At 63.3% G+C, this 20843-nt stretch carries 17 protein-coding genes; 12 read left to right on the forward strand and 5 right to left on the reverse strand.

The annotated features are described in order from the left end of the window. Nucleotides 1-22: 22 nt before the first annotated feature. Together WBK23_RS07110 and WBK23_RS07115 are read left to right on the forward strand one after the other, a co-directional pair. Nucleotides 23-1078 carry a saccharopine dehydrogenase family protein gene (locus WBK23_RS07110; protein WP_424483255.1) on the forward strand — a complete coding sequence of 352 codons (1056 nt, stop codon included), beginning with the start codon at nt 23-25 and terminating at the stop codon, nt 1076-1078. 264 nt (nt 1079-1342) lie between these two features. After that, nucleotides 1343-3301, forward strand: a complete 1959-nt coding sequence (locus tag WBK23_RS07115; protein WP_424483256.1) for a methyl-accepting chemotaxis protein — start codon at nt 1343-1345, stop codon at nt 3299-3301. Nucleotides 3302-3537: 236 nt separating this feature from the next. Here WBK23_RS07115 and WBK23_RS07120 read toward each other — a convergent pair whose 3' ends face one another. After that, on the reverse strand, nt 3538-4440 hold the full coding sequence (locus tag WBK23_RS07120; RefSeq protein WP_424483257.1) for a LysR family transcriptional regulator ArgP: 903 nt from the start codon (nt 4438-4440) through the stop codon (nt 3538-3540). 99 nt (nt 4441-4539) lie between these two features. On the opposite strand from WBK23_RS07120, the gene WBK23_RS07125 reads away from it, so the two are divergent. From WBK23_RS07125 to WBK23_RS07135, 3 genes are all read left to right on the forward strand, one after another. Beyond that, the gene (locus tag WBK23_RS07125) at nt 4540-4941 is read left to right on the forward strand and encodes an ACT domain-containing protein (protein WP_424483258.1); all 402 of its coding nucleotides are present in this window, start codon (nt 4540-4542) and stop codon (nt 4939-4941) included. A gap of 5 nt (nt 4942-4946) precedes the next feature. Then, on the forward strand, nt 4947-5558 hold the full coding sequence (locus WBK23_RS07130; RefSeq protein ID WP_424483259.1) for a LysE/ArgO family amino acid transporter: 612 nt from the start codon (nt 4947-4949) through the stop codon (nt 5556-5558). A gap of 183 nt (nt 5559-5741) precedes the next feature. Next, the gene (locus WBK23_RS07135; protein ID WP_424483260.1) at nt 5742-6323 is read left to right on the forward strand and encodes a superoxide dismutase; all 582 of its coding nucleotides are present in this window, start codon (nt 5742-5744) and stop codon (nt 6321-6323) included. Nucleotides 6324-6388: 65 nt separating this feature from the next. Here the strand turns inward: WBK23_RS07135 and WBK23_RS07140 are convergent, their stop codons facing one another. Together WBK23_RS07140 and WBK23_RS07145 are read right to left on the reverse strand one after the other, a co-directional pair. Beyond that, nucleotides 6389-7033, reverse strand: coding sequence for a hypothetical protein (locus WBK23_RS07140; protein ID WP_424483261.1), 645 nt, complete (start codon nt 7031-7033; stop codon nt 6389-6391). Between the two features lies 1 nt (nt 7034). Further along, nucleotides 7035-8330: an ammonium transporter gene (locus tag WBK23_RS07145; RefSeq protein ID WP_424483262.1), complete on the reverse strand. Its 1296-nt coding sequence runs from the start codon at nt 8328-8330 to the stop codon at nt 7035-7037. 331 nt (nt 8331-8661) lie between these two features. Between WBK23_RS07145 and WBK23_RS07150 the strand changes: the two genes are divergently transcribed. Further along, complete coding sequence (locus WBK23_RS07150; RefSeq protein WP_424483263.1) at nt 8662-10725, forward strand: putative bifunctional diguanylate cyclase/phosphodiesterase; 2064 nt, start codon at nt 8662-8664, stop codon at nt 10723-10725. A gap of 57 nt (nt 10726-10782) precedes the next feature. On the opposite strand, the gene WBK23_RS07155 is transcribed toward WBK23_RS07150, so the two are convergent. Then, nucleotides 10783-11685, reverse strand: a complete 903-nt coding sequence (locus WBK23_RS07155; protein ID WP_424483264.1) for a GIDE domain-containing protein — start codon at nt 11683-11685, stop codon at nt 10783-10785. A 3-nt stretch (nt 11686-11688) separates the two neighbouring features. Then, nucleotides 11689-12261, reverse strand: coding sequence for a LemA family protein (locus WBK23_RS07160; protein WP_424483265.1), 573 nt, complete (start codon nt 12259-12261; stop codon nt 11689-11691). 203 nt (nt 12262-12464) lie between these two features. On the opposite strand from WBK23_RS07160, the gene WBK23_RS07165 reads away from it, so the two are divergent. The 6 genes from WBK23_RS07165 to WBK23_RS07190 all read left to right on the forward strand — a co-directional run bounded on the left by WBK23_RS07165 (nt 12465) and on the right by WBK23_RS07190 (nt 20817). Then, nucleotides 12465-13799 (forward strand): imelysin family protein, encoded by a 1335-nt coding sequence (locus WBK23_RS07165; RefSeq protein WP_424483266.1) that lies wholly within the window; start codon nt 12465-12467, stop codon nt 13797-13799. A 284-nt stretch (nt 13800-14083) separates the two neighbouring features. After that, a complete protein-coding gene (locus WBK23_RS07170; RefSeq protein ID WP_424483267.1) occupies nt 14084-15499 on the forward strand; it encodes a di-heme oxidoredictase family protein in 1416 nt (471 codons plus the stop codon). Between the two features lie 10 nt (nt 15500-15509). Beyond that, entirely contained in the window at nt 15510-16571 is a 1062-nt protein-coding gene (locus WBK23_RS07175; protein ID WP_424483268.1) for an imelysin family protein, read from the forward strand. Between the two features lie 9 nt (nt 16572-16580). Continuing rightward, nucleotides 16581-17675, forward strand: a complete 1095-nt coding sequence (locus WBK23_RS07180) for a DUF1513 domain-containing protein (protein WP_424483308.1) — start codon at nt 16581-16583, stop codon at nt 17673-17675. 193 nt (nt 17676-17868) lie between these two features. Beyond that, nucleotides 17869-19494: a methyl-accepting chemotaxis protein gene (locus tag WBK23_RS07185; protein ID WP_424483269.1), complete on the forward strand. Its 1626-nt coding sequence runs from the start codon at nt 17869-17871 to the stop codon at nt 19492-19494. A gap of 192 nt (nt 19495-19686) precedes the next feature. Then, on the forward strand, nt 19687-20817 hold the full coding sequence (locus WBK23_RS07190) for an efflux RND transporter periplasmic adaptor subunit (protein WP_424483270.1): 1131 nt from the start codon (nt 19687-19689) through the stop codon (nt 20815-20817). Nucleotides 20818-20843: the final 26 nt, after the last annotated feature.

Raw genomic sequence — 20843 nt, forward strand, 5'->3', positions numbered from 1 at the left:
CACAATAATCAAGGAGCACTGGATGGCCACCCACTGGATGATCTACGGAGCCAACGGCTACACCGGCCACCTGCTGGCCGCCGAAGCCAAGCGCCAGGGCCTGACGCCGATACTCGCCGGGCGCAACCCGGCGGCGGTGCACGCCCTCGGCAGCCTGCTCGGGTTGGAATGCCGGGTGTTTGATATCCAGCAGCCGGACCGCGCCAAGGAGGCCCTGGCCGATATCGCCGTGGTCGCCCATTGTGCCGGGCCGTTCTCCGCCACCAGCGGGCCGATGCTCGACGCCTGCCTGGCCAGCGCCACCCACTATGTCGATATCACTGGCGAGATCGGCGTGTTCGAGGCCGCCCACCGCCGCGATCAGCAAGCCCGCGAGCTGGGCGTGGTGGTCTGCCCCGGCGCCGGCTTCGATGTGATCCCCACTGATTGCCTGGCCGCCTGCCTGCATCAAGCGCTGCCCGACGCCACGCACCTGGCGCTGGGTTTCGACACCGGCAGCGGGCTGTCGCCCGGCACCGCGAAAACATCGGTGGAAGGCCTCAAGTTTGGCGGCAAGGTGCGCCGCGCGGGGCTTATTACCGATGTACCGCTGGGCTATAAACGCCGCACCATCAACTTCGGCCGGGGTGAAAAGCCGGCGGTGACGATTCCCTGGGGCGACGTGTCCACGGCCTATCACTCCACCGGCATCGACAATATCGAGGTGTACCTGCCGACGCCAACGGCAGCCGCGATTGTCATGCGCCTGATCGACCCGCTGCGCGCCCTGCTCGGCCTGGATGCGGTGCAGAACTGGCTCAAGCGCCTGATCGAAAAACGCGTCAGCGGCCCCGACGAAGCCACCCGCACCCGCCTGCGCACCTGGCTGTGGGGCGAGGCACGCAATGCCGCTGGGGTGGTAAAGACCGCGCGCCTGGAAACCGCCAACGGCTATGACGTCACCGTGCACGGTGCCTTGCTGGCCGTGCGCCACTTGCTCGATTACAGCGGCCCAGGCGGTTACTTCACCCCTTCCAAGCTGCTCGGCGCGCGCTGCGTGGAGCAACTGCCGGGGTCGGGAACAATCAGCATCAGCTGATGTCCGCCCCAACTTGGTTACCTTCCGCCCCATAAGCGGAAGGTAACGCACCATCCCCCACCACGTTCAACCCGTCCTGCACGCCCCCATTCGCCTGCCACTCACGCCGCCCAGCGACGCAACACCCGCTGCGCACGCGGCTGTCGGCCAGTCCAGCCGGCTGCCGATCAATTTTATTTACGCATCGTCAAGCAATTCGCACGATCCTTGCAGAATAATCAACATATTCACCCTGTTTACCCCTTCTGCCTGGAGCCACCGGATATGCCGCTACGCCTAAAGCTTGCCCTGAGCTATCTGCTTATTGGCCTTTTGCCTGTACTGGCGATGGCCTTTACGGTGTACCTGCAGGCCAGCAAGGCGCTGCAGGAACAGACCCTGGACTCCCTCGAGGCCGTAGCAAATATCAAACAACGGCAATTGCTGGATAACCTGCAGGCGCGCCGCGACCAGCTCAGCACCCTGGCCAATAACCTGGGCACCAGCTACGGCGGCCTGGCCGGGATGGCCCTGGTCAGTGCGGCCAACTATGACCGGCCAATCTACGAGAATTTTGCCCAGACCTACGGCTACCGCGAGCTGAAACTGATCGACAGTGACGGCATGGTGATGTTCAGCGTGCTGCGCGGCGACGATTACCAGCAGAACCTCACCCAAGGCGCATGGCGCGAGCAGCCCATGGGCCAGCTGACCAGCGCCGGGCTGAGCAGCCGGGCCAGCCTGATCAGCGACCTGGCGGTCAACCCGCAAACCGGTGAGCCTAGCCAGTTTCTGATCAGCCCGGTGATCAGCGAGGGCGAGCTGATCGCCCTGCTGATGCTCGAGCTGCCGGTCGCTCCGCTGAATAACGTGATGCAAACCCGCCAGGGCCTGGGCGATGCCGGCGAAACTTACCTGATCGGAGCCGATGGACTGCTGCGCTCGGACTCCGCACGCTTCAACGAACATCAGGTGCAACGCGCTAACAAGCACCCCAGCGCCCTCCAGGGCGACGCCATCGCCCGCGCCTTGAAGGGTGAACAGGGCCAGTTGGCGGAAGCCGGATTGGACGGCCAGCCGGCGCTGAAGGCCTTCGTGCCGCTGGAGTTCGATGGCCAGCACTGGGCCCTGATCGCCGAGATGGACCAGGCCCAGGCGTTTGCCCCGGTGCATGAGTTGATGTGGCAGATCCTTCTGCTCGGCCTGCTCACCGTCGCCGCCGTGCTGTTCGCCACCTGGCTGGTCAGCCGCAGCGTGATGCGCCCGTTGGGCGGCGAGCCGGGCTGCATGGCTAAGCTGGCGCAGCGCCTGGCCGCCGGCGAACTGCACATGGCCCAGCCGCCCGGCCAGGGCAATGGCCTGATGCACGCCCTGCACGACATGGCCAATGCCTGGCGACTGGTGATCGAGCAACTGCGCCAGGCTAGCACTGCCGTGGCGCATGCCAGCGGCGATATCCTCAATGCCGCCGGGCAGACCAGCCAGCGCCTCGACCAGCAGCAGGAAGCCCTGGAAATGGTGGTCAGCGCCGTCGACCAGATGGCCGCCACCGTGCATGAAATCGCCGCCAGCGCCAGCCAGAGTGCCGACAGCAGCGACGCCGCGCGCCACGCCTTCACCACCATGCAGGGCACCCTGCAACGCATGATCGGCCGCCAGGACCAGCTGCTCGATGGCCTGCGTGACGCCGATCAGGTGGTGCAGACCCTGGCCGGCAACAGCCAGCAGATCGCCTCGGTGCTGGAAGTGATCCGCGCGATCGCCGAACAGACCAATCTGCTGGCCCTTAACGCCGCCATCGAAGCCGCCCGCGCCGGCGAACAGGGCCGAGGCTTCGCCGTGGTCGCCGACGAGGTACGCAACCTGGCCATGCGCACCCGCACCGCCACCGAGGAAATCGTGCAGATCATCGGCACCCTCGGCGACTCCTCCGAACAGGCCCTGGCCAGCATGCAGGGCGCAACCGTGCAGGCCCGTGCCCTGGAAGACGAGACCCAGGCCGTATTGGGCTCACTCGGCCACCTGGATCACTCGCTACAGGCCGTGCACGACCTGGCCTTCCAGATCGCTGCGGCGGCCGAGCAACAAGCCGCCACCACCCAGGAGGTCAACCAGCATATGCATCAGCTCAGCGCCATGACCGCAGACAACCGCGAAAACGCCGCCAACACCCGCCAGTGCGGCGAGCACCTGCAGAACGTGGCCGGCAACCAGCAGCATCTGTTGGCGCACTTTCAGCTGTAAACCTATGGCAGGCCGTTGAGAACGTAGGCGAGGCAGTCGAGACAAGGCAGAAACAGGCGAGGAAGCGCAGTTTACGAGCTGTAAATGAGCATTACTCGTTTCACTCGCCCTTCGGGTCGCGCTAAAGCGCGTTAGCCGCAAGCGGCTTGCCGAGCCTGTTTCTAACGCCGTATCGACAACGCACGACTGCATGGATGCAGGAGGTAGGGCGACGCAGGAAGCCAAAGCCGAGGTAGTTATTCAACGGACTGCGCGGCCACCAGCCAGGTGGCCGTATGCCGCTGCAGATGTCGGGTCAACTCGCCGAGCAGCTCGCCACCATTGCGCCAATGGTGCCAATACAGCGGCACATCGATCGGCTGGTCGGCGATCAGCTCGACCAGTTCGCCGCGCGCCAACTCGGCCTGCACCTGCAACTCGGGCATCAAGCCCCAGCCAAGCCCGGCCTGCGCCAGGCGCACAAAGCCTTCGGATGAAGGGCACAGATGATGGGCAAAGCCGCCCTCGATACCCAAGCCCGACAGGTAGCGATGCTGCAGCAGGTCATCCGGGCCGAACACGATGGCCGGCGCATGGGCCAGCGCCTGCGCCGTCACCCCATCCGGAAAATGCCGGGCAATAAACGCCGGACTGGCCAGCGCACGGTAGCGCATCGCCCCCAGCAGCAGGGCGCGCGCACCGGCCACCGGGCGCTCGCTGGCACATACGCAGGCCGCCACATCGCCGGAGCGCATGCGTTTCAGACCGACATCCTGATCCTCCACCACCAGCTCCAGCAGCACCCGCTGCTGGCTGCAGAACTCACCCAGCGCCGCCGCCCACCAGGTTGCCAGGCTGTCGGCGTTCAGCGCGATGCGCAGTCGCTCGGGTAGCCCGCCTTCATCCAACGCAGGCACCTGCGCCTGAATATCGCGCTCCAGCAAACGCACCTGCTGCACATGGTTAAGCAGACGTCGGCCGATTTCCGTCGGTGCTGGCGGCAGCGCACGCACCAGCACCGGCTGGCCGACCCGCGCCTCGAGCAACTTGATCCGCTGCGACACCGCCGATTGCGACAAGCCCAGCACCTGGGCGGCGCGGTCGAAACCGGCCTGCTCCACCACGGCGGCCAGGGCGGCGAGTAACTTGTAGTCGAACAAATAAGTTCTCCTAATGAGTGATCAGCACTATTGGTTTTTCTTATACAACCAAGCACAGCAGACTGGCCAGCATCACCCACCCCGAACAAGGCAATCCGCATGGCCGGCGAAACTTCACTGACGACATTGCTGCGCAGCATGAGCCCACAGCTGAACGATGGCGCTTACGTATTCTGCAGCCTGGCCAATGCCGCGCAGTTGGGCGGCGTGCAGCCACTGGGCAGTTTTCAAGAGGCTGAAGGCCTGACCGTGATCCTGTCGCGCCAGCAGGCCGAACACCTGCAGTTGCCCTACAGCTACGTGGCCGCCTGGCTGACCCTGCACGTGCATTCGGCGCTGGAGGCGGTGGGTTTGACGGCCGCCGTCGCCGGCGCGCTGGCTCACGCCGGGATCAGCTGCAACGTGATTGCCGGCTTCTACCACGACCACCTGTTCGTCGCCCACGCCGATGGGCCGCGTGCGCTGGGCGTTCTGCAACAACTCACCGACAGCGCGGAATAACCGATATGTGGCAAAGCTATAGCAACGGATTACTGATCGCCGCCGGGCTGATCATTGCCCTCGGCGCACAGAACGCCTTCGTCCTGGCGCAAAGTCTGCGCCGCGAGCATCACCTGCCGGTGGCACTGCTCTGTGTGGTCTGCGATGCCCTGCTGGTGGCCGCCGGCGTGTTCGGCCTGGCTGCCGTGCTGGCACAGAACCCGGTGTTGCTGGGCGTGGCGCGCTGGGGTGGGGCGGCCTTTCTGCTCTGGTATGGTGCTCAGGCGCTGCTGCGTGCCAGCCGTCCGCAGGCGCTGGATCAGGCCGCCAACAGCGGCCCGCGCTCACGCAAGGCGGTCTTGCTCGCGGCGCTGGCCGTGACCCTGCTCAACCCGCACGTGTACCTCGACACCGTATTGCTAATCGGCTCGCTCGGCGCACAACAAACGGTGCCCGGCGCCTATGCCCTGGGGGCGGCCAGCGCCTCCTTGCTGTGGTTCTTCTGCCTGGCCCTCGGCGCGGCCTGGCTCGCACCCTGGCTGGCACGGCCGAGCACCTGGCGGCTGATCGACCTCAGCGTGGCGCTGATGATGTTCAGCATCGCCTGGCAATTGCTGAGCGACAGCGGCATGGCCTGAAACACAGGATCGGTCTGCGGCAACGGTTTGCGTCGGTTTCCCACACAGTTGCCGTGTGTTTAAGGGGCGGGGCCAGTGCTATGATTCGGGGCTTGCGGCGCAAAGAGATAACTCACGCCGCTGAGATGGCCGCCCGTGATCGGCCTCGCGCACACCGCACCTGACCTGATTAGGAGATAAACCATGGCTTTCGAGTTGCCGCCGCTGCCTTACGCACATGATGCCCTGCAGCCGCACATTTCCAAGGAAACCTTGGAATTCCACCACGACAAGCACCACAACACCTACGTCGTGAACCTGAACAACCTGGTACCTGGCACCGAGTTCGAAGGCAAAACCCTGGAAGAGATCGTCAAGACTTCTTCGGGCGGCATCTTCAACAACGCCGCTCAGGTCTGGAACCACACCTTCTACTGGAACTGCCTGGCCCCTAACGCCGGTGGCCAGCCGACCGGTGCTTTGGCTGACGCGATCAACGCGGCCTTCGGCTCGTTCGACAAGTTCAAGGAAGAGTTCAGCAAGACCTCCATCGGCACCTTCGGCTCCGGCTGGGGCTGGCTGGTGAAGAAAGCTGACGGCTCCCTGGCGCTGGCCAGCACCATTGGTGCCGGTTGCCCGCTGACCAGCGGCGACACCCCGCTGCTGACCTGCGACGTCTGGGAACACGCTTACTACATCGACTACCGTAACGTGCGTCCGAAGTATGTTGAGGCGTTCTGGAACCTGGTGAACTGGGACTTCGTAGCGAAAAACTACGCCGCCTAAGCACCTGCATTGCCCCACAAGAAACCCGGCCTAGTGCCGGGTTTCTTGCTCTAGGGCCACAGGTTTTACAACAGCTTCCTCGGTGAATAAGCCAGGTGCTGGGTTTCCACCTGCTGCACCGCATGGCTCAGGTGCTGATCGGCCAGTACCGGCCCCAGGTACTCGCACAGGCCGATATACAGCAAGTTGAGCAACTGTCGCAGCTGCTCCAGCGGCAAGCCGCCGAGCTCCGGCCCCGCGCCCTGCTCCATCCAGGCGCGCACCCGCAAACGCTGCTCAGCATCGACATGCAGCCCGCCCAGGTTGGCCGCCGCATAGCGACGCAAGCGTGGCACCAGCTCAGCCTCCAGGCCGTTGAACAGCGCGCGGACCAGTGCCTCGAAGGTATGTTGCGCCTGCACATCCTGGCTCAATTCACGCGGTGCGCTAACGCCCATGCGCTGACGCCAGCCGTGCAGCAGCGGCTCCGGGTCGGGCAACAACGCCGACAGCGGCCCGGTCAGGGCCCCCACCAGCTCGCGGTAGAGCCTGGCACGCTCCAGCTTGCGCTTAGAGGCAGAAGCCACCTCACCGAGAAACTCATTCAAGGCAAACGAGGGCTTGTCGGCATATTTGCTCTCCCACAGGGCCAGCAGCGCGAGCAGCTCATCCTCGGCAAAGTGCCCGGCCAGCCCGGTATAGATCGCCCGCCGGCGAGTCGTCAGGCTCATATCACACCCTCCGCGACAGGTCGTTGGTGTCGAAGGTCACCGCCAGGTTGAACTCGGGGTAACCGACCTCGGCATGCTCGGCGAAATCCAGGCCGCGCTGCTCATGCTGGCTCGAGGTGCGCAGGCCGAGGGTTTTCGCCAGCAGCCAATACAGCATCAGCGCCAACGGGAAGGCCCAGACAAAGGCCACGCCAGCCCCCAGCAGCTGCACGCCAACTCGGCCCCAGTTGAACAGGTCGCCGTTGAAGAACAGCCCTGCCGCCAGCGTGCCCCAGATGCCGCAGAAGCCATGCACCGGAACGGCACCGACCACATCATCGAGCTGCCAGCGATCGAGCAGGCGCATGCCGAATACCACGACAAAACCGGCAATCAACCCGCTCAACAGGGCAAACAGCGGCGACATCGTGGCGCAGCCGGCGGTAATCCCGACCAGGCCACCGAGCGAGCCATTTACCGTGGTGGTCAGCAACACCGGGCTGGAAGTGCTGCGCTGCGCCAACAACGCCCCCACCGCGCCGGCAGCCGCTGCCAGATGGGTATTGAGGGCAATCAGGCCGAGGCTGACATTCACCGCCAGGCTGCTGCCGGCATTGAACCCGAACCAGCCCACCCAGAGGATAAAACCACCCAAACCGACCAGGCTGAGGCTATGCCCGGGAATCACCCGCGGTGTGCCATCAGGGGCAAATCGCCCCAAGCGCGGCCCCAGCACCAAAATGCCGGCCAGCGCGCACCAGGCCCCGACACTGTGGACCACGGTGGAACCGGCGAAATCGATAAAACCCAGCGCGGCCAACCAGCCCTGACCGCCGTAGATGCCACTCCAGACCCAGCTACCGAACACCGGGTAGATAAACCCGCTGATCACCACGGCGCCAACCAGGTACGCCGAGTAGCGCGTGCGCTCGGCCATCGCGCCGCTGGCGATGGTGGCTGCTGTGGCGGCGAACATCATCTGGAACAGCAGAAAGGTGAAATCCCAGGGCTCACCGGTATACGGCGCAAAATGGCTCATGCCAAACCAGCCGGTGATGTTGCTGCCGAACATCAGGCCAAAGCCAAACAGCCAGAACACGATGCCGCCGACGCAGCCGTCCATGTAATTTTTCATCATCACATTGACCGCATTCTTCGCCCGCGACATGCCGCTCTCAAGCATGGCAAAGCCGGCCTGCATAAAGAACACCAGCACGCTGGCCAGCACCAGCCACGCGGTATTGATCGCCTCATCACTGGCTGCCTGAGCCAGTGGAGAAAACGCAAATACCGCTATTCCTAACAGTCGAGTGTTCATCGCAGCGCCCCCATGAGGTGAGTACCCAGGGTTTCGCAACTCTCATGCCAAGTGAAAAAATAGCTGGGAGCTATTTTTAACGTTGCGTAGCAACGGCCTGAAGGGTGGCCGCCAGGGATGGCAGGCCATATAAAACCGCCAAACGGCGCTCAAGTAGCGACTGTTGCGCACCGACATAGTGCAAGTACGCCGCACACCTGTCAGCGCTCGCGCCATCGCCGCGCAGGCAATTTGTTCGACAAACTTTGGTAATGGCCCTTTGACTGCAAGCACGACTTTGCCAATACTCAGTAGCGTCTGACGCCTAAGGCCTCGAACAAGGAATTACCACTTGAAGCTGGAACTTAAAAACAGCTTGTCACTTAAGTTGCTGCGCGTAGTGCTGCTCTCAGCGCTAATCGTTGGTGTGGTCCTGAGTTTTGCGCAGATTGTTTTCGACGTTTACAAAACACGTCAGGCAGTCGCCAACGACGCGCACCGTATCCTTGGCATGTTCCGCGACCCTTCCACCCAGGCGGTTTACAGCCTGGACCGGGAAATGGGCATGCAGGTCATCGAAGGCCTGTTCCAGCATGAATCGGTGCGCATGGCCGCCATTGGCCATCCCAACGAGCCGATGCTGGCGGAAAAATCCCGCGAGCAGGTGGATATCCCCACGCGCTGGCTGACCGACCCGATTCTCGGCAAGGAACAGAATTTCACCACTCAACTGGTCGGTCGCGGCCCGTACAGCGAATACTACGGCGACCTCAGCATCACCCTCGACACCGCCCCCTATGGCGAGAGTTTCGTCACCAACTCGGTGATCATCTTTATCTCCGGAGTGCTGCGCGCGCTGGCCATGGCCATGGTGCTGTACCTGGTCTACCACCTGCTGCTGACCAAGCCGCTGTCGAAGATCATCGAGCACCTGACCAACATCAATCCGGATCGCCCCAGCGAGCACAAACTGCCGATGCTCAAGGGCAACGAAAAGAACGAGCTGGGCCTGTGGATCAACACCGCCAACCAGTTGCTCTCCTCCATCGAACGCAACACCAGTCTGCGCCGCGAAGCGGAAAACAGCCTGCTGCGCATGGCCCAGTACGACTTTCTTACCGGCCTGCCGAACCGCCAGCAGCTGCAGCAACAGCTCGATCAGATTCTCGAAGACGCCGGCCGCCTACAGCGCCGGGTGGCGGTGCTCTGCGTTGGCCTAGATGACTTCAAAGGGATCAACGAACAGTTCAGCTATCAGACAGGTGACCAGTTGCTGCTGGCCCTGTCCGACCGTCTGCGCAGCCACAGCGGCCGCCTCGGCGCGCTGGCACGCCTGGGCGGCGACCAGTTCGCCCTGGTCCAGGCCGATATCGAACAGCCTTACGAGGCCGCCGAACTGGCGCAGAGCGTACTCGACGACCTCGACAACCCGTTTATGCTCGACCAGCAGCAAGTGCGTCTGCGCGCCACCATCGGCATCACCCTGTTCCCGGAAGACGGCGACAGCACCGAGAAGCTGCTGCAGAAAGCCGAACAGACCATGACCCTGGCCAAGAGCCGTTCGCGCAACCGCTACCAGTTCTATATCGCCAGCGTCGACAGTGAAATGCGCCGCCGCCGCGAACTGGAAAAAGACCTGCGCGACGCCCTGGCGCTGGACCAACTGCACCTGGTCTACCAACCACAGGTGGATTACCGCGATCACAGCGTGGTCGGCGTCGAAGCCCTGCTGCGCTGGCAGCACCCGCAGCATGGCTTGGTACCGCCGGATCTGTTTATCCCGCTGGCGGAGCAGAACGGCACCATCATCCCGATTGGCGAATGGATTCTCGACCAGACCTGCCGCCAACTGCGCGAATGGCACGATCAGGGCTTCACCGAGCTGCGCATGGCGGTCAACCTGTCCACCGTGCAGCTGCACCACGCTGAACTGCCGCGGGTAGTGAACAACCTGATGCAGGTCTATCGCCTGCCGCTGCGCAGCCTGGAGCTGGAAGTCACCGAAACCGGCCTGATGGAAGACATCAACACCGCCGCCCAGCACCTGCTCAGCCTGCGCCGCTCCGGCGCGCTGATCGCGATTGACGATTTCGGTACAGGCTATTCCTCGCTGAGCTATCTGAAGAGCCTGCCGCTGGACAAGATCAAGATCGACAAGAGCTTCGTTCAGGACCTGCTCGAAGATGAAGACGACGCCACCATCGTGCGTGCCATCATTCAGCTGGGTAAGAGCCTGGGCATGCAGGTCATCGCCGAGGGGGTGGAAACCGTCGAGCAGGAGGCCTACATCATTGCCAATGGCTGCAACGAGGGTCAGGGCTACCTGTACAGCAAGCCACTGCCAGCACGCGAACTGACCGCCTACCTGAAACAGGCCCGGCGCCTGAACAGCGCCGCCAACCCGGCCACGCTCTGAGCCCAGCCAGAAAAAAGCCCGCCAATCGGCGGGCTTTTTCTTGCGCAGGATTCACCGCTAGAAGCGGTTTACGCCCAGCAGCCAGGCCGTCGCCACTGCGCCCAGCACGCACAGCACAACTGCACCCGCCGCCTGCCAGTAAAAACTCCGCACCAGTTCATCCTCGCCCGCGCAAGAGAGGATAAAAGGCTGCGCCTCACGCGGCTTGGCCAGGTAATCCTGCGCCGGCAACGTGCTCTGCTGGCGATGGCGATCCTCGGCCTCAAGCGTGGCGGCCAAGTGCACACGGTTCCACTCCAGCTCATCCAACTGGCCATTGCGGTCGCTATCGAAGCGTTGCAACAGGCCGCTGAAGTCACTCTTCCACTCGCGGATCACTGCGCCTTTGGCCGAGGCCAGATCCAGCCCCTGGCGACCACCGCCGCTGCTGCGAAAATCACCGATGGCATACAGCGGCTGCCCCGCATGCAGGCGCTCCTCGGTGTAACGGTATTGCTCGCCGATGCTGAACAACGCGCTCCAACCGGTTTTCGCCATGCCCAGCGGGTGACGCTGGTTGCCCTTCCACACCTCGCGAGTCACCGGGCGCACCTCCGCCCCGCGTGGATCGATCAGGCAGCTGCCGGTGCTGTCGTCGAGCTGTAGCAATGCCTCGCTGCTGCCGCTATCAATGGTGCGCCAGCTGCTGCCCTTGTTATCGCTGGAGCGATGCTCCTCTTCAATCTTGTAGCGCCACCACAGGCACGGCGTATGGGTCAGCGGCCCGCGCTGCTGTTCATCGCCCTGCGGATGCAACACACCGTAGAACTCGGCATAGCCCTGCGCCGCCGAGCGAATCTTCGAGGTGGGCGTATCGAGCAAGTGCCGGGCCTGGGAGAAGCGCCGCACAAACCACCAGGCACCACCGGCGCAGGCCGCCACGCTGCAGGTCAGCCCGAAAATCTGTTCTTGAATATCCATGACCTAGCCAAACAACGACTTGAGATCGACATCGGCCTTTTCACCCTCGCTGAACTCCAGCAGCACAGCCTCCTTGAAGGCGAACGCGCGAGCGATCAGTACATCGGGGAACTGCTCGATGCGCACGTTGTTCAGGTTGACCGCCTCGTTGTACAACTCGCGGCGGTCGGCAATGCCGTTTTCCAGGCCGCTGATGCGCTGTTGCAGGTGCTGGAAGCTTTCATTGGCCTTCAGCTCCGGGTAGTTCTCCGCCAGCGCGAACAACTGACCGAGACCGGCGCGCAACCCCGTCTCAGCCTTGCCCAGCGCATTCATGTCACCCTTGGCCTGGGCGGTGGAGACTGCCTGGCGCGCGGCAATCACCGCTTCCAGGGTGCCGCGCTCATGCTGCATGTACTGTTTGCAGGTCTCGACCAGCTTGGGCAGCTCTTCGTGACGCTGCTTGAGCATCACATCGATATTCGACCAGGCCTTGCTCACCCCGTGTTTCAAACGCACCAGGGCGTTGTAGAGCACCACCGCATAGGCGGCGACAAGCAGCAGAATGACGATAACGACAACACTGGTAAGGCTCATGCAGAACTCCTGTAAATCCGTGAGGATGGCGACTGTGCTGGCATTTTAGCCCTATCGATTTGCCGCAATGCAGACTTTGCCCACAGCTTCAGGTGAAAAAGCTGCAACGACCCTTTGCGCAAAATGCAAATCTTTCGCATTATGCTTTGGTTTTTGCACTCGCCCACCTGGGTGCGCTCCTCTCACTCGCAAAGGATTTCGCCATGCTCCGTATGCCCCTGGCCTCTGCCAGCCTGCTTGCCATCGCCATTTCTCTCGCCGGTTGTGGCGAAGACAAAGCCCCGGCCACCCAGGCCGCAGCCCCCGCTGCCGCCAGCAGCGCCGCGGTAGCCACCACCAGCCAGGTGGATGAAGCCGCTGGCAAAGCCGTGGTCAACCACTACGCCGACCTGGCCCTGGCCGTGTTCAGCGACGCCGCCAGCACCGGCAAAACCCTGCAGGGCGCAATCGACGCGCTGCTCGCCAAGCCGAGCGATGAGACCCTGAAAGCCGCTCGTGAAGCCTGGTTGGCTGCACGCGTACCTTACATGCAGAGCGAAGTATTCCGTTTCGGTAACGCCGTGGTCGACGACTGGGAAGGCCAGCTAAACGCCTGGCCGCTGGATGAAGGCCTGATCGACTACGTCGCCAAGGACTACCAGCACGCCCTCGGCAACCCAGGCGCTACCGCCAACATCATCGCCAACACCGAAGTGCAGGTCGGCGAAGACAAAATCGACGTGACCGAAATCACCGCCGAGAAGCTGGCCAGCCTGAATGAGCTGGGCGGTTCCGAAGCCAACGTCGCCACCGGCTACCACGCCATTGAGTTCCTCCTCTGGGGCCAAGACCTGAACGGCAGCAACCCAGGTGCCGGCGCGCGTCCTGCGAGCGACTTCGTCGTCGGCGAAGGTGCTACTGGCGGCAACAACGAACGTCGTCGCGCCTTTATCAAGGCCGCCGCCGACCTGCTGGTCAGCGACCTCGACGCCATGGTCGTGCAATGGCAAGCCGGCAACGCCGACAACTACCGCACCAAGCTGCAAGCCGAGTCGGCTGAAAGCGGCCTGCGCAAAATGCTCTTCGGCATGGGCAGCCTGTCCCTCGGCGAACTGGCTGGCGAGCGCATGAAAGTCGCGCTGGAAGCCAACTCCACCGAAGACGAGCACGACTGCTTCAGCGACAACACCCACAACTCGCATTTCTACAACGGTAAAGGCATCCGCAACGTTTACTTGGGCGAGTACAAGAAAGTCGACGGCACCACCCTGACCGGCCCAAGCCTGTCGTCCCTGGTGGCCAAGGTTGACGCCGCTGCCGACAGCACCCTGAAAGCCGATTTGGAAGCCAGCGAAGGCAAACTGCAGGTTCTGGTCGACAGCGCCGAGAAGAACAACGTGCACTTCGATCAGCTGATCGCCGCCGACAACAAAGACGGCCAGCAGATCGTCCGTGACGCCATCGCCGCCCTGGTCAAGCAGACCGGTGCGATCGAGCAGGCGGCCGGCAAGCTGGGTATCAGTGATCTGAACCCAGATACCGCTGACCACAGCTTCTAATCGCGTAGGACTTGCTGCGCGTCGGCGATACTGCGTTGAAAACAGCCTCGGAAAGCTCATTTACAACACGTAAACTCCGCTTCCTCGGCTGTTTTCGCCTTGTCTCGCTCTAGCTCGCGAAGTCCGGAAGTTGGTAGTGCAAAAAGCCGCAATTCGTTACCCGAATTGCGGCTTTTTTATTGCCTGCGACCTTTAACCACCGACGGATAATGCAAATCCGTCTTATTTAAACCTGGCCAGACTGTTAAGATCAGCCGCCTGTTTTCCCCTGCGGATCTTCACTCATGTTTGCGCCGCGTCGCTTTGCGCTGCTTCTGGCCATCGGCCTGAGTCTGGCAGACTGCGATCAAACTCCCCGTTTCACCCAAGCAGAACCTGGCGAAGCCCTGTCAGCCGGTAACGCTACGGTGCGCAAGGCCGACCAGAATGCCTTCTCGCTGCCCTCGGCCAATCTGTCGCCGTCACGACGCCTGGATTTCAGTGTCGGCAACAGCTTCTTCCGCAACCCCTGGGTCAGCGCTCCGGCTACCACCACCGCGCGCGACGGTCTGGGTCCACTGTTCAACACCAATGCCTGCCAGAACTGCCATATCAAAGACGGCCGCGGCCATCCACCAGAGCCCAATGCAGTCAGTGCTGCATCGATGCTGGTGCGCCTGTCGATCCCCGCTGGCAACGAACACGCCGCCATCATCGAGCGCCTCGGCGTATTGGCCGAACCGACCTACGGCGGCCAGTTGCAGGACATGAGCAATCCCGGCGTGGCCCCCGAAGGCAAGGTGCGCGTCAGCTACAACACCCAGCAGATCACCCTGAACGATGGCCAACAGGTCGAGCTGCGCCAGCCTAAATTGGAGATCAGCCAGCTCGGCTACGGCCCGCTGCACCCCGACACACTGTTCTCTGCGCGCATCGCCCCACCAATGATCGGCCTCGGCTTGCTCGAAGCCATTCCCGAGGCAGCGATCCTGGCAAATGCCGACCCGGACGACGGTAACGGCGATGGTATTTCCGGGCGCGCCAATCAGGTCTGGGATCGCGCCCAACAAGGCAGCGTGCTCGGCCGCTTCGGCTGGAAAGCCGGGCAACCGACGCTCAACCAGCAGAATGCCGAGGCCTTCGCCAACGACATGGGCCTGACCAGCGAACTGGTCACCCAGGACAATTGCAGCCAGGCGCAGCCGGACTGCCGCAACGCGCCGCAGGGTGGCGTACCGGAAGTCAGCGCCAATATTCTCGCCAGCGTGCTGTTCTACACCCGCAACCTGGCGGTGCCGGCGCGCCGCGATGTCAACAGCCCCGCCGTGCTGCAAGGCAAAAGCCTGTTCCACCAAGCCGGTTGCCAGGGCTGCCACACCCCGCAGTTCACTACCGCCAGCGACGCCGCCGAGCCGGAACTGGCCAACCAGCTGATCCGCCCCTACAGCGACCTGCTGCTGCATGACATGGGCGATGGGCTGGCCGACCACCGCCCGGAGTTTCTCGCCAACGGCCGCGAATGGCGCACCCCGCCACTGTGGGGCATCGGCCTGACGCAAGCCGTCAACGGTCACACCCAGTTCCTGCATGACGGCCGCGCGCGCAACCTGCTCGAAGCCATCCTCTGGCACGGCGGCGAAGCCGAAGCCGCCAAACAGCAAGTTCTCAGCTTCTCCACAGAGCAGCGCGCTGCGCTGCTGACCTTTCTGAATTCGTTGTAAGGAGCCGCACATGATCCGCTCACCGTTCTGCCTCGCCCTGCTGACCCTGGCGCTGACCGCCTGCAGCCCTGCCGACCCGCAACAGCAGGTCAGCAGCGCCCTCAGTGACGGCGTGCTGCTGCCGATCTACAGCGCCTGGAGCCAGGCCGATCAGCAGCTGGCCGCCAGCGGTCAGGCGTTCTGCGCCGGCAGCCAGAACCTGAGCGAAGCCCGCCAGGCCTTTAGCACCGCGCAAAGCGCCTGGGCGGCGGTGCAACCGGCGCTGTTTGGCCCACTGGCCGAAGGCAACCGCGCCTGGCAGATCCAGTTCTGGCCGGACAAGAAGAACCTGGTGGCGCGCCAGGTCGAAGCGCTGATCAACAAGAACGCCGCACTCACCCCGGCCGACCTGGATAAATCCAGCGTGGTGGTACAGGGCCTGACTGCCTACGAATACCTGTTGTTCGACCCGAGCATCGACCTCAACAACGCCGAACAGAAAGCCCGCTACTGCCCGCTGATCGTCGCCATCGGCCAGCACCAACAAGTGCTGGCCGCCGATGTACTGGCGCAGTGGCAGAGCAAGGACGGCATGGCCGCACAGCTGAAAAGCTTCCCCAACGCGCGTTATGCCGAAGCTCCCGAGGCCGTGGCCGAGGTACTGCGCACCCAGGTCAGCGCCATCGACGGCCTGAAAAAGAAACTCGGCACCCCGCTCGGGCGCCAGAGCAAAGGTCAGCCGCAACCTTTCCAGGCCGAAGCCTGGCGCAGCCAAGCCAGCCTGGCCAATCTGGCCGCCAGCCTGGCCAGCGCCGAACGCATCTGGCTGGGCGCCGAACAGGACGGCATCCAGGCCTTGCTCGGCAGCGATCAGGCTGCACTGAAACAACGCATCGACGCTGCCTACAGCGACACCCGCCAGCGCCTGGCCAACGCCAAGCGCCCATTGGGTGAACTGCTCAGCGATGACGCCGGCCGCAGCGAGCTGAATGCCCTGTATGACAGCCTCAACACCCTGCACCGCCTGCATGAAGCCGAGCTGGCGAAAACCCTCGGCATCCAGCTGGGCTTCAACGCCCATGACGGCGACTGACGCATGCAGATGAAGCGCAGAACCTTCCTCGGCCTCACCGGCGCGGCGTTGGCCGCCAGCGCCCTGGGCGGCTGGACGCTGATGCACAACGGCAAGCAGCCGCTGCTGCTGTCCGCACGCAACGATGCCGCCGGCAAGCATTACGCCGTCGGTTACCGGCTGGACGGCAGCCAGGTGTTCGCCACCCAGATCAGCGAGCGCTGCCACGACGTGATCGCCCACCCGCAGCTGCCGATGGCACTGTTCGTCGGGCGCCGCCCGAGCACCCAAAGCTACCTGGTCGACACCCGCGACGGGCGCCTGCTGCAAACCTTGCACTCGGCACCACAGCGGCATTTCTACGGCCATGCAGTGTTCCACAAGGACGGCGCATGGCTGTATGCCACCGAGAACGACACCTCCGACCCAGGCCGCGGCGTGCTCGGGGTTTACCGCCTGCAAGGCGAACAGCTGCAACGCGTCAGCGAACTGTCGACTCACGGCCTCGGCCCGCACCAACTGCTCTGGCTGCCCGACGGCGAAACCCTGGTAGTGGCCAACGGCGGCATTCGCACCGAAGCCGACAGCCGGGTGGAGATGAATCTCGACACCATGGAGTCCAGCCTGGTGCTGATGCACCGCGACGGCAGCCTGCTGAGCAAGGAACAGCTGCCCGAACGGATGAATAGCGTGCGCCACCTGGCCGTGGCCAGCGACGGCACCCTCGTCAGCGGCCAGCAATATATGGGAGAAGCCAGCGATCAGGTGCCACTGCTGGCGATCAAGCGGCCGGGGCAAGCGTTTCAGCACTTTCCGCTCGGTGATACGCAGCGTCAGTTGATGAGCCAATACACCGCCAGCGTGGCGATCCACAGCGAGCTGCGCCTGCTGGCGCTGACTGCGCCGCGCGGCAACCGCGTCTTTATCTGGGACCTGGACAGCGCCGAGCTGCGCCTGGATACGCCGCTGGCAGACTGCGCCGGCGTGGGCGCGGTGGCCGACGGCTTTGTGGTCAGCAGCGGCATGGGCCGCTGCCGCCTGTACAACTGCCGCAGCACGCACATCAGCAGCAGCCCGCTGCAACTCCCTGCCGGCCTGTGGGACAACCACCTGCGCCTGGTCTAGAACGCCCTTCCTGAACCTGTAATACGCCTGCGGCAAGCTAAAGAACGCTGCCGCAGAGCCGATCTATACTCGTTGATAGCCGTTGCTACTGGGTAACTCGGCTTAGCTGATACCAGGCGATAGGGATCTTCGCAGTCTGGACGCCACTTGCGTCACTGGCATCCCGCCATCTCACACTCAGGGGTATCCGCCCATGTTTCTGCAAAAATCTTTGCGCGCGCAAATTCTCGCCCTGCTTGGCGGTAGCCTGGTGTTGATTCTGGTCACCGCCCTGGCTTGCTTCAACTTCCTCTCTAACGGCATGCAAGCCTATCGCGGCCTGCTTGACGGCCCGCTGGAAGCCACTCGGCTGATCGACGCCGCCAACGTCGAGTTCAAAATCCAGGTACAGGAATGGAAGAACGTTCTGCTGCGCGGCCAGGACAGCGAGAACCTGAGCAAGTACTGGGGCCAGTTTGAGGCCCAGGAACGCAAGGTGCAGGACACCCTCGGCGAACTGGCCAAGGTAGCCGCCGATGATGCGGCGCTGAAAACCCAGGTTGAACGCCTGCGCAGCGAGCACCAGGCTCTCGGCACCAACTACCGCAAGGGCCGCGATGCGTTCGTCGCCGCCAGCGGTGATGCCAAGGCCGGCGATGCGGCGGTAAAAGGCATTGACCGCGCCGCCAGCGAGCAGATGAGCACGCTGGTCACCCAGCTACGCGAGCAGAGCCTGGTGCAGGCCACGCAGATCAACGCCGCCGCCGACCGCACCATCTTGGTCGGCACCGTGCTGTTGCTGGCAGCCACTGTCGTTATTGCCCTGTTCAGCCTGTGGCTGGTCAACCGCAACCTGATTATTCCGATCCGCCATCTGATCAGCCATGTCGATGAGCTCAGCCACGGCCACTTCGGCCAGCACGTGAGTACCGATCGCCACGACGAGCTGGGCATGCTGGCCATCGCCTCCAACACCCTGCGCGACTTCCTCGCCAGCACCACCCAGAGCCTGCAGCAGAGCAGCGGCAATCTGGACAATGCCAGCAGCGAACTGAACAACATCGCCACTCGCATGACCCAGGGCATTCAGGACCAGTTCAACCGCACCGATCAGGTCGCCACCGCCATGCACGAGATGTCCGCCACCGCCCAGGAAGTGGCGCGACATGCCGCCGAAGCGGCGAATGCCGCCGATGATGCCGACAGCGCCGCACGCCAGGGCGAAACGGTGATGCAGGCAACCATCAAGACCATTACCGATATCCGCGGCGAAATTAGCAACACCTCCGAGGTGATTCGTCGCCTGGAAAACGACAGCGGGCGCATCGGCAAGGTGCTGGAAGTGATTCGTGGCATCGCCGAACAAACCAACCTGCTGGCACTCAACGCCGCCATCGAGGCCGCCCGCGCCGGCGAGCAAGGCCGTGGCTTTGCCGTGGTCGCCGACGAGGTGCGCACCCTGGCCCAGCGCACCGCCGAATCCACCGCGGAAATCCACCAGATCATCGACACCGTGCAAACCGGTGCGGTGAACGCCGTGCGCGCCATCGAAAGCGGCCAGCAGCGCAGCGAGGAAGGCGTGACCCAGGTCACTGAGGCCGGGGCCACCTTGCAGCTGATCACCAGCGCCGTGGAAGCGATCCGCGACATGAACCGGCAGATCGCCACCGCCGCCGAGGAGCAGACCTCGGTAGCCGAGGACATCTCGCGCAACCTCACCGAAATCACCTCCATCGCCAGCTCCAACCAGGAGAACGTCGAACGCACCCAGGCCGCCAGCCACAACCTGCGCAATCTCTCCGGCGAGCTAGGTGAAGTGACCAGACGCCTCGGTGCCTGAGCCAACTCGCGTGCAACAGCAGGCAAAATGCCAGTAAGTGCTGGCATTTTGCCTAAAAACACTTGAACAATCCGGCAACTTTTGCACCATAACCTTTTGCAAATGCGAATCTTTGACAGGCCCTGGCGCGGGGGCTAAGGTGCCTGTCTTGCCTATTCCCAGGCCCCATTTGCCTTGCCAAGGAACCGGAATATGTTGCTCCGCCGCATGCTCATCATGCTCGGCGCAGTACTCGTCGTGGTACTCGCCCTCGCCGCCTACAAAGGCTTCTCCATCTACCAGCAAATCCAGATGTTCTCGGCCCCGCAGCCGGCCATCAGCGTCGACGCCGCTCACGCCGAAGAACGCCCGTGGCAAGCTCGCTTGCCGGCCATCGGCACCCTGAAAGCCTTCCAGGGCGTGGATCTGACGGCTGAAGTCGAAGGCACCGTCAGTCAAGTGCTGTTCCAGTCGGGCGAAAAAGTCAGCCTGGGGCAGCCGCTGCTGCAACTTGACAGCCAGGTCGAACAGGCCATTCTCGCCACCGCCGTCGCCGTGCGCGGCCTCGCCCGCGTTGAGTACCAGCGGGGCAAGAACCTGGCCGGCAAACAGGCCATTTCCAAGAGCGAGTTTGACCGCCTGAATGCCGAACTGCTCAAGGCCGAGGCCAGCGTCACCCAACTGCAGGCCAGCCTGGACAAGAAGCGCGTGCTCGCGCCCTTTGCCGGCACCATCGGCATCCGCCAGGTCGACACCGGTGACTACCTGAGCCCTGGCAATCCGATTGCCAGCCTGCAGGACCTGTCCAAACTGTTCGTCGACTTCTTTCTGCCTGAGCAAGCCGTACCGAAACTGGCCATCGGTCAGCGCGTCCGCCTGAACGTCGCTGCCTACCCCGGCGAAGAGTTCGAAGGCGAGGTCGCCGCGATCAACCCCAAAGTCGAGCAAACCACCCGCAACCTGCTGGTCCGCGCCATGCTGGCCAACCCGGACAACAAGCTGCTGCCCGGCATGTTCGCCAACCTGCAGGTGCTGCTGCCGGGCGAACCGCTGCACGTGGTCGTGCCGGAAACCGCGATCACCTACACCCTCTACGGCAACTCGGTGTATGTGATCGGCGAGAAGAAAGGCGAAGACGGCCAAGTGGTCAAGGATGACAAGGGTCAGGCGCAACTGACTGTCGAACGCCGCGTGATCGAAACCGGCGAGCGCCGTGACGGCCTGGTGGTGATTCTCAAGGGGTTGCAAGCGGGCGAGCAGGTGGTCACCGCCGGCCAGTTGAAACTGGATAACGGCGCTCATGTGAGCATTGCCAACGCGCAGGCCAAGCCAAACGTCGAGTAATCGAGCGCGGCTCAAAGGAATTTATT

The sequence above is a fragment of the Pseudomonas sp. genome, assembly GCF_049653025.1.
Taxonomy (GTDB): domain Bacteria; phylum Pseudomonadota; class Gammaproteobacteria; order Pseudomonadales; family Pseudomonadaceae; genus Aquipseudomonas.